The sequence below is a fragment of the Chitinophaga sp. 10T418 genome (genome assembly GCF_056394125.1).
This window is the reverse complement of record NZ_JBFTHG010000011.1, coordinates 1-13853: the sequence shown is the minus strand read 5'-3', so window position 1 is coordinate 13853 and position 13853 is coordinate 1. Positions and strand designations below refer to the sequence as shown.

The following is a 13853-nucleotide window of genomic DNA, read 5'->3' as shown; positions in this document are numbered from 1 at the left end:
TTTTTGAATAAACAGCAATCTAATGTGTAAAAAAACTGCTCTTATAGGGTTAGCGAACTTAATGATTTTTCATTGTTTTGCTCAGAATAATGCAACTAACTACCAAATGGCGCCAATCTCCTTACAGTCAAGATGGGCAAAAGAAGTGGGACCCGAGAATGCATTAAAAGAATATCCAAGACCACAATTACAACGAAAAAACTGGCTCAATCTAAATGGGTTATGGGAATATTGTATTACAGATTCGACTATCATCACTCCTATCCAGTTTGATGGGAAAATATTGGTTCCCTACCCGATTGAATCCGCACTTTCCGGTGTGCAAAAATCATTAATGCCAAATCAATACCTTTGGTATAAAAAAAGCATACACCGGCCTTCCATCAAAACAAATGATCGCATACTTTTAAATTTTGGTGCTGTTGATTGGAAAGCTACTGTTTACGTCAATGGGAAGCAAGTAGGCGAACATACAGGAGGTTATCAAAGCTTCTCTTTTGATGTAACAGATTTCCTACAACCTGGCAATAATGAGTTATTAGTAAAAGTGTATGATCCTAGTGACGAGGGACCTAATCCTCACGGTAAACAGGCATTACATCCCGCTAATATATATTACACGCCTTCCAGCGGTATCTGGCAAACTGTATGGTTAGAAATAGTACCTGCTACATATATCACTCACTTGAAAGCGTCACCCGATATAGATAAACACTTACTGAATTTAGCTATAAGCACGGTTGGTAAAACAGATAATATGATACTGGAAATCATTGTATCCTCAAATGGTAAAATGATAAACACCAGTAAAAAAACTATATACACGATCACCGAAAATGGGAAATTATCCACCATTAACTTCCCTATAAACATTCCTAATGTCAGATTATGGTCCCCTGATGATCCATTTCTATACGACCTTACTATCAAAGTATTGAAAAATAACAAAACGATTGATGAGGTTACAAGCTATTTTGGTATGCGCAAAATAGACATACAAAAAGATGAGAAAGGAACTGATCGCATTTTTCTAAATAACAAATATACCTACAATTTAGGAATTCTGGACCAAGGATTCTGGCCGGAGGGCTTACACACAGCCCCTACAGATGAAGCGTTGGCTTTCGATATTAAAACAATAAAATCACTGGGATTTAACACCATCCGAAAACATATAAAAATTGAACCTGAAAGATGGTACTATCATGCTGATAAAGTGGGGGTACTAGTTTGGCAGGACTTTGTGAATCCTCAGCAGGATCTCAGGGTAGGATCTAAATCTGCTTTTGAAAAAGAAGCACAAGAAACAATGGAGCAGTTGTATAATCACCCTAGTATCATCACTTGGGTACTCTTTAATGAGCGATGGGGAGCCTATGACCAACAAAGATTAACAGAATGGGTTAAAAAGAGCGACCCTAGTAGAATAGTCGATGGTCATTCTGGTGAGTTACTGTATGTTGACAATCAATTACGCGAACCATCTGACAACCCATGGGTCTCTAGTGACATGTCAGATGTCCATTCCTATCCTGAGCCCAGAATGGCCCCTTCAAAACCCAACCAGGCAAGAGTACTGGGTGAATTTGGAGGAGTGGGAGTACCGGTACCTGGACATGAATGGGATGATATGCAGGGCTGGGGGTACATACAAGTAACACCTGCTGATTTAAAAGCAAAATATGTTCATATGTTGCAGGAATTAAAGGAGCTTGAAAAAGCAGGATTGAGTGCATCTATTTATACGCAACCATTTGATGTAGAAGGAGAGGAGAATGGTTTACTTACTTATGACCGTGCCATCATTAAAATACCCGTACATGATCTAAGAAAAATTAACCAAGAATTGGTAACTCAATCAAGCGGATTTACATTAGATTCAAATTTTTCCATTGCCGCTGATATGGATTTAAATGATAACGACAACCGTTATGATGAACTAGTCAATGAATATAATGCTGGCAGGCGTGATTCCTTATTTTTAAGAAGGTTGATACTCATCTCGATTCGAAAAAAAGATCAAAATAAAACAACTATTTTTGGTAACGACTATATTAAAATCTTAAATGCTCCCTTCTCAAAAGAAAATTTAAGATTCCTGTCAAAAATAACCCTTACGACTCGAGATAAGGGATTTGAACTATTCCTGAAAAATCCTGAAAAAGTAGATGAAATAATGGGAGCAGGTAGCGCTATGAGGATAGTAACTAAAATAATCGATGCAGAAGAAATTACTCCACTCTATACATTAAAAACTGCCCCTGACTGGGACGCTATTTTACTACGATTAAAAAACAAGTTCGGTGAGGTAGGAGAAGAATATGGCTTTGGAAGTCGTATGATTTACTGTGGGTTTGGGCCAGATCCAAAAGATTGGAAAAACTACGGTAAATATTATGTCTTGTATTTTGAAAAAGCATTAAGCCATCCTCTTTATAATATAAACAACTTGACCTGGCTCTTATTTGAACATGTAGATGATCCCAAAGTATTGGAATTTGCTGCACAAGTAATGAAGTATGCACTCGTGACATGGGATCAAAATAATCCTGAAGCTTACGACACATATGCTAATTTACTTCATAGACTAAATCAATCCGGAGAAGCGGTCAAATGGGAAGAAAAAGCATTACAAATGAAGAAGGGTGCACCAAACGAAAAAGTTTACGCTGAAACCCTCCAAAAAATGAAATCCGGCCAGCCGACCTGGCCTACAAATAACTAAACGCATTACGCGGTACATGTGGGCGGATGGTTTACGCCCCATGTGCACTCTATGAAAACGTCGCTAATAGTCTTGTTGGTGACCTATTTTTTCAAACTGATAATAAAACTTAAAATATGATCCTATTTCACCCTGCTGCCCATAAATTCTCTAAAAAAAAGTTTAATTACTATAGTACGATGGGAATTTTGGTCGTGTATTATTAGTATATCCTAAGTAACCGTTAAAAGACACAATTAATGATACAATACTGACAGCCGATTGAAATAGTTTGTTACTGTCCTATGTGAACCTATTTAACGGGTAGCAAACTGTCAATCACCCTATCAGCAGGCTCCGGAAAACAAAATACAATTAACATTAAAATTTCATTGTTTTATGGCTAAGCCAAAGAAAACTAACCTCCCCGAAAAGATCTTGAAAATTGAAACGGATGACACGAATTTCACGCCTGTGGAAATGATTCCGGAAGAGTACCAACACCTGATTATTCCAGCAGCAAAAGTTTTCTATACCCATGATTACGACTTCGACATGGTTTGTCAGTGTATCCGGTTAGGGGTATTTTCGCTCTGGATGCACGAAATCTTTGCGATGGAAGCTATCAACTTATTACCGGTCACCTGCAGAGAAATCGTAGTACTTCATTTCATGGCGCATGGCGGTACCAAAGCAGAAATAGCTCAAAATGGTACTTATCCGCTGAATGGCAAAGAAGTAAACCTCTTTAAATTAAATTCGCTGTTTCATGAAGCCCCAATGAAAAGAGGTGATGAAATGTTCAGCTTCCATATTAATGTATTACCACAGGACCTGGCTGCGTTAGGCGAAAAGCATCCGGAGCTGGCACAACTGGCTAAAAAGGAACTGATGCCAGGTAGCGGTGCATTGCAGGACAGGCCTTATAAAATCAACCTGGTATGTAATTATCTTATTAAGGCAATCAATGAATGTAAGTATATCGAGATGCCGGCAGAGAAATTCCTGTACAGATGCTGTCTCGACCTGTTTATCAATTTCGCCAACCAGGACAAAATAGCCCATCTCCCCAATATCTATTATTCTGACGAAATGGAGTATGCCCTGAAAGAAACGGTGGAGTATATGATAGAAAACGTGGAAGAGGAATTTAACCTGGCGAAAATTGCCTATCATCTCGATGTGAATGCACAGGAGCTGAGAACGGCTTTTGAAAATACCTATCAGATTACCCTGGAGGCCTTTGACCTGCAGCGTAAAATGATCCATGCCTTTTACTTAACGGTAGGCACCAAATCAACCCCGCGGCAAATTGCTAAGTCCATCGCTATGAAAGACACCACCAAATTTATTAATCTATTCGAATCATATTTTGATTGTTCCTTCATCGCAGTTCGTAATGCCCAATGAAGTTTTCTTAATCACCCCTTTTGATTTTTTAGGTTGGTGACTCGCGGGGCTATTCCTAGTCCCGCTATTTTTTTCTTTATCCCCTCAAAATAACCCTTGCTTTTTGCAGTCAGCAAAAGAATCCTTAAATTCCTTTTCTTTTCTCACTGTAAAAAGCAAGGGTTATGTCTTTTCAGCAACGTACCATCTTAATTACCGGCGCAAGCCGCGGCATAGGCAAGGCAATCGCATTACGTTTAGCCAGCAAAGGCGCCAATATCATCATTGCTGCCAAAAGCGTGGAAGAAGACCCGCGGCTGGGAGGTACCATTTACTCTGCTGCCAAAGAAGTAGAAGAAGCCGGTGGCAAAGCCCTGGCGGTGCAGGTAGATATCCGGGAAGAAGCACAGATCGCACAAGCCGTTCAGCAGGCAGTAGAAAAGTTTGGCGGCATCGACGTAGTGATCAACAACGCCTCGGCTATTCAGCTCACCAATACAGAACAAACCCCTGCCAAACGCTTCGACCTGATGTATGATATCAATGTACGCGGCACCTTCCTGGTAACCCAACATTGCATTCCTTATCTGAAAAAAGGTAATAATCCACACATACTCACCTTATCGCCTCCCATCAACATGGACCCAAGATGGTTTAGTCCACATGTAGCCTATACCATCAGCAAGTATAATATGAGCATGCTGGCTATGGGCTGGGCAGAAGAGTTGGCGCAATATAAGATCGCCTCCAATGCCTTATGGCCGGCTACCACCATTGCTACAGCGGCGGTGAAAAATCTGCTCGGTGGGGACGCACTGATTAACCGGAGCCGTACCCCGGATATCATCGCAGATGCAGTAGAATATATTTTAGCGCAGCCTGCGTCTTATACAGGACACACGTTCATAGATGAAGAGGTATTGAAGGCTGCCGGTGTTACTGATTTTGATAAGTATGCGGTGGTGCCTGGAGGTAAATTACAGAAGKACTTATTCTTGTCGTAACAACTTAATCACAGCTTTTAAGAAGGAAATTTGTCCGGAGCCTCTTTACCTGTTAATTGCAGGTATACTCTTTCTGCAATGATGAGCTGAGCAGGAGCTAGCACTATTGTTTGCGCTTTGCCACTACTTTTCCTGATGGCCCATCTAATCATAAGCCATATAAGGCTTGTTTTGTATTGAAACCACACCTCTGCCAAATCCTGTTCATTTTGGCTAATAAGGTCCTGGAACATCTTGCTGTAGTGATTCCAATTGAGTTCGATGGTGTTATCATTGCTAAAGGCCAACCAAAAGCTCAGATACCTGGAAGCTGCGGCGCAGTTTCCTCTGCGCACCAAAATGGGCGTTAGCATTTGGTAAGTATTAACACTAGTGCCTTTCAATTCAATAGCAGTATGAATTAATGACTCGGCCAGATCCAGTTTGTAATTAAGCCTGTAAAGATCCCTGGCAATACTATTCAAACAGTCTACACCTGCCCATTCACAGGTATTATCTATCACGTCTTCAATACCGGATGCAAATGAAATCGCCTCCTCTATTTTACCTTCTTCGATGAGCAAACTCAGATACCACCTATTGGCTTCCAATATCTCGGAACGAGCTCCCGTTTCCTTTAGCGCTGCCGTGAAATGCGTTCTGGCGGCACCTAAATCATTTAGCGCGGTGAAATATAATCTTCCCAGCAAAATATGGACAACAAGTCTGTTAACATGATTACAACTAAGTGCCTGCTTATATAAGCTTTCTACTTGTATATATTGTTCTAATGCAAGATAAGCAGGAGCGACCTCTAAACAGAGGAAACCACGCTGTTTAACAGTTTCCGGGGCATTATTAAAAACAGTAATTGCTTCTGTATGTTTGCCCAGGTGTAAAGAAAGGGTCTTAATAAGAAACGAACGTGTCGTTACATCGCCGGGGCTTTTTACCAGCCGGTCTTCCCATAAGCTTACTGCCATACTATAATTGCCCGCCATATAAAAGGTCCTGGCGATCTTATACCCTCTGGAACCAGTAAGCTTAAATGTTCGCAGCCACTGCACACAATTATTTATTTGCGATTCTTTTATGGGGGGGATAAATACAGTGGCCACTGCATCCAGGTATGCTTTTCCAAATATCGCTACCTGGGGCGGGTCACCGTTCAACAGCGGAAAAGCGAGATCGAAATAATAAAGCGCGACACTATATTCCTCATTCATGGCATAGTTGTATGCGATGGTGATGTATAGGTATCCTTTCTCAATAGGTGCCCAGGTGTTTAAAGACTGTCTTTCCAGGAGTTGGAGGTCTTCATATTCCAATTTCGGGGGAGCTGGGTTCACCCGTGCTTTATCCAGTAAGAATGCCCTGATTTCCTCTTCATCGCCATTTGCGCCGGAAAGTTCGCTGGCCAATTCTATGACCGCACCAAAATCTTTACCTGCCAACCACCCCATCAACCAGCCTTTCAGTAATTCCGGCAATACAGCACTTCCAATTTTCCAACTTCTGATATTTAGATAATAGTTACACCACTCATAATACATGGGAGATCTAAAATAGAGACCTGACAAATGCGTCTCAATAATTTTTTCAAATTTTGACACTACACCATGCGTCAAATCGGGATGATTTCTACAATATTGTCTATAACTCCTCCATACCTCTTTATTTAAAACACCATTTGTAAAGAAATCACCGTCCTGCCCCAGATAAATAAGCTTATCTGTTAGCTGCTCCTTCCAGTAAGGGGTTAGCAATTCCTTGTCCATCTTTTGCAACACACACAATACAATAATATCTTGCATTTCGCCGAGGTTCGGCCTTGCGGTGTCCCGAAGAATTTTACTGGCTTTGTTCCCACTGGGATCTTCTATAATAGTCTGTGCCTCTTCGGTCTGCACTTCCCGTAGCACTACCGGCTGCGCAATTGTCATTACTGGTGATGGCATCGCGTGGTCATTTAATGTAATGCTAACCGGAGGTTTTCCCCCACCTGAAGAAGATGCTGCATCCTTACGAAGTTGCTCCAGGAATAAAGGGAGATCTGCGTGCGTTTTACCATAAACAACTATCCTGATACTATCTGGTAGTCCTGTGGGGACTTCCCCCTCTCTAACCAACAGGTAATGCTCTGTTTGTGAATTAATAAACGAGTCCTTTGCCCAGCTAAGAAAGCCATGAAAATTGGGATCATTAAGGCCCTCTCCCATCCCTACAAAAATAACGGAATGGTTGAATTCTATGCACCTCAGTAGCGTCTGTATAAAATCATTTGCTACGATCTGTCCATAAGAATTAAAATCAAATACCAGCGACTGTGGATCCTTCCAGCAGCCATGCAAGTGAAGAATCGCATCACTCTTAGATTTCAATACTTTGGCACATAACTCAGGATTTTTCCAGGTAGCAATATCGCGCTTCAATACCTGTTCAATTAATGTATCATAATTAGTAGTAAGGATAGCCAAACCAAGTGCGCCCAAAGCTTGATTTAACGCAGGATCCACCACTAGTAACTTACTGAAAATATTCCGCACCCAGATGTTAAAGGTATCAGTACCTGTTTTCCGCATCCTTGCTGTGATCTGAGAAGCCACGCTGATCTTATCAATCACATCTCCTTCTCTTATATCCCGTAATTTCCCGGTTACCCAGTCATCTTTCAATGCTCCAAATGAATGGTCCTTACAGGTATAAATGCCGTTTTCAATGAGCCCGTTCCAGTCAGCATATTTATGCTGGCTGGTAGCTTTGGCTACGCCCGCCCCACAAAGGAGAATAGCTCTTTTTTCGATGATCGTCCTTAGTAACCCTGCCATAAGATTGTTTTAAATTGGTGTTAACCGCTATCGTTATGATGCTACGTGAATATTATTGTGAGCAGATGTTACCTTACCCGTTAACAGTTGGCCTGCTATGCGTGGCAGGATATACGCAAAATCCTGACCTCGTTCATATTCATGCTAAGAATAGCATTCATTTCAAGGAATAATACACAGAAATAGCACAAGGGTACTATAAGAAAAATAATTTTTTCTAAATATAGATGGATGGCGAACAAATAAGCCGCTCTGAAAAGAACGGCTTTCTTATTGAACCAATTCCAGGCAACTGCCCAGATATACTGTCTTGCAAAAAATAGCCACCCTGGAAAGGGCAGCTGCCTTCGTACATTGTTTGTCACCCTCCGTTGAGGGAGGATTGTTAACCCATTCAAATATACTAAGAGTCCGAATAAAACATTTATTCAGTTCTATTCAGTCCGTTTTTCTTTCATTCATTCTTGTTCATTTTAAAAATCGCCAAAAACCAGATTTTTGAATAGGAAAAATTATGTATGGAGAATTTAACTGTAGCAACATATACTATGGATACCTAACTATTTAATATTACCGGCATAGCTACCTGCAGAACTGTTGACAGGTGGTGTATTGGTAACAACGAAAGCATATTCTCCGGAATCGGTTGCAATTACGTAATGCCCATCTTTATAACCCTCCGTGAGCCGCTGCCCGTTCATCGTTACATCAGAAGTAGACAATGCCGGCACATAAATAGTAGCATGGGTATTACCAGGTATTACTACATTCATGGAGAAATCCCCCTCTTCTTTTTTCCATTTTAAAAAAATGAAACCATAGGGTGATTCATAATTGGCATCAACAGCAGTTACATCTCCCACCGGCTCCGGACGGATCACGATATCGCGGAAAGCCACACTGCCTGGTGCGGGCCTGATACCGGCCAAACCGGTATAAAACCATTCCATCAGGTGCCCCAGCATAAAATGATTGTTGGATGCATTGTGATAGGCCTGCCAGGATTCTGTGAGGGCAGTAGCTCCCTTAGCCAGTTGCAGTCCATAGCCGGGAACATCAGAACGACTGTTCATATCATAGATCACATCAGAACGTCCTTCCTCATCCAGCACCCGCAGAAGATAACGGTAGCCAATATCACCGGCAGTGATGCCATTATTATGTTGACGGATATCTTCGATAATATTTTCTACTACAGCAGCTTTATCGCGGGGATCTACCAGCTCCATGTATACCGACATGGCATTGGCTGCCTGACTGCCACTCCCGTATTGTTTGGTGCTATCGTTAAAGAAGGTGGTATTATAAGCGCCTTTTACCGCATCCGCTAACGCCTGGTATTTGTGCGTCTCCTCTTTTCTCCCTAAAACACCCGCTACTTTCGTTAGGATACTGAGGTCATAATAGTACATAGCCGTAGCCGTAATTCCTTTGGGCGTAAGCTGGGATTCACCGGGGAATTTAGGTCCAATGTCGTACCAGTCGCCCAGCCCATGCCGGAGGATATGATGATCAGATTTTTTTTCGAGATAAGCCACGTAACGGGTCATCATCTCATAACTCTCCTCCAACACACTTTTATCACCATACCACTGGTACATATACCAGGGCAGTATCACGCCATTGCTGCCCCATTCCGGCGAGTCGCGGAAGCCGCCCTCAAACTGTACGTACTCTGGTGCGATGTCCGGGATAAGGCCCTCTGGAGTTTGTGCATGAATCATATCCTGCACTACCTTACGGCATAGCGTAGCAACGTCATAGTTATAGCGGATAGAGCTGCCGACTAAATGCGCCTGTTCCAGCCAACCCAGCTTTTCACGATGCGGACAATCCGTCAGCACGCTGCTCATATTGCTGCGGATAGCCCAGTCGATGAGGGTAAACGTTTTATTGAATAACTCATTGGAGCAATGGAAATCACCTCTATGCGGGGCGTTATTACGCGTATGAATACTATACACCAGGTCAATTTCCGGCAGATGACCGGGATTCGCTTGTCCCTTAGGCACCGCCCCGTATACCTGCACATAACGAAAGCCATAATACATGAACCTGGGCTCCCAATTTTCTACGCTATCACCTTTGAGGGTGTAATTAAAATACACAGGGCTGCCTACCGGCGACTGGTCCGCCAGCCCATCGGGAGTCAGCAGTTCCGAAGGTATTAATTTAACCACGGCATGTGCATTGCCTTTTACGGTGAGATGAGGAATGGCAGATGCATTTTGTCCCATATCATACAACCACACGCCTGGCTTAGGCTGGGTAATTTTCACCGGGAAAATCGGATCATACCTGCTCATCCCGTTTGTTTGTGCATGTAGTTGAGGCGAGCTGTGTACCGGCACCGCATTACGCCATGCCTCATCGGGAAACCCCGGTTTATCCCAACCTGCTTGTTCCAGCAGCGCATTATAATCTTCTCCCCCATAAATACTGGAAAAGGTAACCGGGCCCGGAGCTGCTTTCCAGGTGGGATCGCTGACAATATTATCGGTAGTGCCATCCCGGTATTGCAGGTACAGGCGGCATATCAGTTGTGGATAACCAAAAGCACCGGTGAGTTTACGGTATCTTTCACCGGGTATATAAAAGAAGCCATTACCCAGCATCACGCCCAGGGCATTAGCCCCGTTTTGCAGGTATCTCGTTACGTCAAAAGTAACATACAGTGCATGCTCGTCATATTTTGTCCAGCCGGGGTCGAGAAAACCATTTACTTTATTTCCATTGAGATGAAGATCAAACTGACCCAGACCGGAAATAAAAACAGTGGCCCTGGCCAGCGGTTTGCTGATCCTAAATTCCTTTCTCAGCAGCGGCAGTATATCGTTGCGGTGCCGGTATTTTTCGTTGCTGTCATCCGTAATGGCAGGCACTATCCGCTGACTGTCCGGCAGTACTTCATACCCTATCCATTGTGCATTTTTCCAGTCGCCGGGTGTATATAACCCGGTTTGCCAGTAGGACGGCCGACTCCAGTCGGACGGAATCCCGTTGTTCCATGCCATTACTTTCCAATAATACATGGTGGCTGACTTCAGCGTTTTGCCGGCATATGGTACCTGGATAGATTCATCCGACATGACTTTCTTCGAGTCCCAGATGTTGCCTTTGTCGTGTGCCAGCTTAGCGGAATCATCTGACACCAAAATGCGGTAGGCCGTTTGATGAATATGGGGTTTGCTGGTGGTCAACTGCCAGTTGAATACAGGTTTGGCAGCATCCATACCGAGGGGGTTATTACCCTGTCCGTTACACAACAGTCTTTGTACCCGAACTTTTTGGGCCAGTGTGGCGGAACTGAACAATAGCAACAACAGTAACAACGGGGACTTCATCATACACTGATTTTTCAGATGATTGGGCGAAAAGGGTTACATGTCCACTATAGCCTTGATCACTTCATTATGTGGGTCCAGTAAAGAGCGGAACGCGGTTTTCACTTCCCCGAATTTAATACGGTGCGTGATATAGGTTTCCGGTCGTACCAGTCCCTCTTTTATACAACGGATCACTTGTTCAAAATCGGTCCGGGTAGCATTACGGCTGCTCATCAGGGTAGTTTCCCTTTTATGAAATTCCGGATGAGAGAACATGAGCAGTTCTTTCTGCAGCCCTATCAGCACATACCTGCCTCCATGCGCCAGGTAATGAATGCCATTGTTGATGGCTTTCTGGTTACCGGTGGCATCTATGACTACGGTGGGCATGTCGCCCCCGGTAATGTCCTTTATCAGCGCGGCCACGTCCCCATTAGCATTCAGCACATGTGGGATCCCCAGCGCCGTATTCGCAAACTGTAGTCGTTTTTCGTGGATATCGATGGCGATTACCTGTGCCCCGGCAATACGGGCAAATTCCATGGCAGCCAGTCCTATCGGCCCTGCTCCCATCACCAGCACATATTCGCCGTTCTCCACCCCTGCCCTGCGGATGCCATGTGCACTCACCGACAGCGGTTCTACCAGTGCCAGCTGCTCGGGAGTGAGTCCTTCCCCCTGCACCAGCAAACGACCCGGTACAGCCAGGTACTCCACCATGCCACCGTCTTTATGCACACCCAGCACCGCTATTTGCTCACAGCAGTTAGGCTTTCCAGCCCTACAGGCAATACAGGTACCGCAGTTTTCGTAAGGAATCACCGTGACGATATCGCCGGTTTCAAATCCCGGCACCTCATCCACGGCGACTATTTCTCCGGCCAATTCATGCCCCAGGATCCTTGGATAGGTAAAATAGGGCTGTGTACCCTCAAAGGCGTGCAGGTCGGTGCCGCAGATCCCTATCTTCTTTATTTTAATAATGGCATAGCCCGGCTGCAGCTGGGGCATAGCGCCTAAGCCGTATTCAAAATTGCCGGGAATAGTGCAGATGAGTGTTTTCAATACAATTAATTTATACAAAATTCTTTGGAACTGCCAGGATATTTTCGCTGGCAGGATGAAGAGGCAAAGAAAATGGTTTCTGAGGAGATGTTTGTAGGGGATATTGGCTAAGAGGTGGGGGATATTGGCAAAGGGGGTATTGTGGGGAAATGGTTCGTGGCAACTATCGTTGGTTTTTAAATATTTTATTAAATGTTGCATTAATACTAGAATACAGGTTACCGCGATGCAGAGGAACGAAAAAACGATTATAATACAGTCGAAATATCTTGCAGGTTTAAGAAAATAAATTTAAGTGCGCAGATACATTGCGCATATTAAAACTAACTTTGAAAATCACTTAAAATGCAACCCTTATAATAATCCGACCAGGCATACTAGCTGTTAAGTAAATACATTATTTGAAATTCTTAATCAAAAAATCCATTTCAAATGCCAGAAATTAATTCAGATTTGGGCCGTGCAAGATTAGAAGGAAATCCTGATAAATGTCCATACTGTCATAAAACGATCACTCCTACGTTTCTGTATGGCCATGTAAATAATAGGACAATGGAAGTACTCAATATTTGTCCTAACCCCCAATGCAATATGAGTTTCATTGGCTATTATAATCAATTTGGTCAAAATTACTATAGATTCAATGGCCAAACAACACAAGGAAGGTTGGTAGACCAAGCTTTTAACGAGTCTATTCAATCAATATCCTATTCTTTCGTAATTATTTACAATCAAGCCTATGCGGCAGAACAACAAAATTTAATGGAGATCTGCGGTGTTGGCTATAGAAAAGCACTGGAATTTCTAATTAAAGACTATGCTATCCTTAATAATCCAGAAGATAGAGAAAAAATTGAGAGAAAATTATTGGGGCCATGCATAACAGAGTATGTAGATGACAGTAGAATAAAATCAGTATCAAAAAGAGCTGTTTGGTTAGGGAATGATGAAACACATTATATAAGAAAATGGGAAGGAAAAAACCTAGAGGATTTAAAAAAGCTAATTGATCTAACGGTTCACTGGATAGAAATGGAAATTCTAACAAAAAGTTTTGAAGCCGACATGCCAGAATCTTAAATAGAGTTATGTGCAGCAAAGCCTGCGACTAACCTGTAATAGCTAGATAATACAGAGGCTTTTGTATAGCTAAGTAGGACTATTTCAAGAAGTTCGTGGACGCAAAAAATCGGGATTCTTTTATAGGTCTGCCTCAGAAAGTCATTAGGCTGCTGACCTGTCTTAGTTTTAAAAACTCATCAGATAAGAAATCTTCTGATTGCATAAAACGGTGTATTAATTAAAATTAAAAATCGAAGCCCTTTTAAAGCCTCGATTTATATGTTTATGCAGTTTTTGAGATAGAGTCGGAAAAACTCAAATTTTCCTGGTAAAACCAGGAAAATTAGGAGACTATTACATAAAGTGTGTCAGTAAAAAGTTTTTTAACTTTAAACTGATAAAACAATATGGAAAGGCAAAACTTTGATTTCGAAACCTTCAAGAAGCAAGCGGCCAGCCGTTTGAAGAACGGAGATACGCTTTTAGGTAAGGACGG

8 protein-coding genes are annotated in these 13853 nt (G+C 42.6%); 5 read left to right on the top strand and 3 right to left on the bottom strand.

All coding sequences use genetic code 11. From position 1 onward, the window contains the following. The first annotated feature begins 22 nt into the window (after positions 1–22). The 3 genes from AC1DCV_RS26805 (at position 23) to AC1DCV_RS26795 (ending at position 5097) form a co-directional block, all read left to right on the top strand. The gene (locus AC1DCV_RS26805) at positions 23–2725 is read left to right on the top strand and encodes a glycoside hydrolase family 2 protein (protein WP_477026061.1); all 2703 of its coding nucleotides are present in this window, start codon (positions 23–25) and stop codon (positions 2723–2725) included. 378 nt (positions 2726–3103) lie between these two features. After that, a complete protein-coding gene (locus AC1DCV_RS26800; RefSeq protein ID WP_477026060.1) occupies positions 3104–4114 on the top strand; it encodes a hypothetical protein in 1011 nt (336 codons plus the stop codon). 164 nt (positions 4115–4278) lie between these two features. Continuing rightward, on the top strand, positions 4279–5097 hold the full coding sequence (locus AC1DCV_RS26795) for an SDR family oxidoreductase (protein ID WP_477026059.1): 819 nt from the start codon (positions 4279–4281) through the stop codon (positions 5095–5097). A gap of 17 nt (positions 5098–5114) precedes the next feature. On the opposite strand, the gene AC1DCV_RS26790 is transcribed toward AC1DCV_RS26795, so the two are convergent. Further along, positions 5115–7904, bottom strand: coding sequence for an SIR2 family protein (locus AC1DCV_RS26790; RefSeq protein ID WP_477026058.1), 2790 nt, complete (start codon positions 7902–7904; stop codon positions 5115–5117). 35 nt (positions 7905–7939) lie between these two features. Here AC1DCV_RS26790 and AC1DCV_RS26785 point away from each other — a divergent pair, with 35 nt between their 5' ends. After that, positions 7940–8077 (top strand): hypothetical protein, encoded by a 138-nt coding sequence (locus AC1DCV_RS26785; protein ID WP_477026057.1) that lies wholly within the window; start codon positions 7940–7942, stop codon positions 8075–8077. A gap of 387 nt (positions 8078–8464) precedes the next feature. Here the strand turns inward: AC1DCV_RS26785 and AC1DCV_RS26780 are convergent, their stop codons facing one another. After that, positions 8465–11251 (bottom strand): family 78 glycoside hydrolase catalytic domain, encoded by a 2787-nt coding sequence (locus AC1DCV_RS26780; RefSeq protein WP_477026056.1) that lies wholly within the window; start codon positions 11249–11251, stop codon positions 8465–8467. A gap of 33 nt (positions 11252–11284) precedes the next feature. Then, entirely contained in the window at positions 11285–12295 is a 1011-nt protein-coding gene (locus tag AC1DCV_RS26775) for a zinc-binding alcohol dehydrogenase family protein (RefSeq protein ID WP_477026055.1), read from the bottom strand. 432 nt (positions 12296–12727) lie between these two features. Between AC1DCV_RS26775 and AC1DCV_RS26770 the strand changes: the two genes are divergently transcribed. Continuing rightward, a complete protein-coding gene (locus AC1DCV_RS26770; RefSeq protein WP_477026054.1) occupies positions 12728–13375 on the top strand; it encodes a hypothetical protein in 648 nt (215 codons plus the stop codon). Positions 13376–13853: the final 478 nt, after the last annotated feature.

Coding starts and splice junctions, on each gene's coding strand:
- AC1DCV_RS26805 (WP_477026061.1), top strand. CDS start 23: ATGTGTAAAAAAACTGCTCTTATAGGGTTAGCGAACTTAATGATTTTT.
- AC1DCV_RS26800 (WP_477026060.1), top strand. CDS start 3,104: ATGGCTAAGCCAAAGAAAACTAACCTCCCCGAAAAGATCTTGAAAATT.
- AC1DCV_RS26790 (WP_477026058.1), bottom strand. CDS start 7,904: ATGGCAGGGTTACTAAGGACGATCATCGAAAAAAGAGCTATTCTCCTT.
- AC1DCV_RS26785 (WP_477026057.1), top strand. CDS start 7,940: ATGATGCTACGTGAATATTATTGTGAGCAGATGTTACCTTACCCGTTA.
- AC1DCV_RS26780 (WP_477026056.1), bottom strand. CDS start 11,251: ATGATGAAGTCCCCGTTGTTACTGTTGTTGCTATTGTTCAGTTCCGCC.
- AC1DCV_RS26770 (WP_477026054.1), top strand. CDS start 12,728: ATGCCAGAAATTAATTCAGATTTGGGCCGTGCAAGATTAGAAGGAAAT.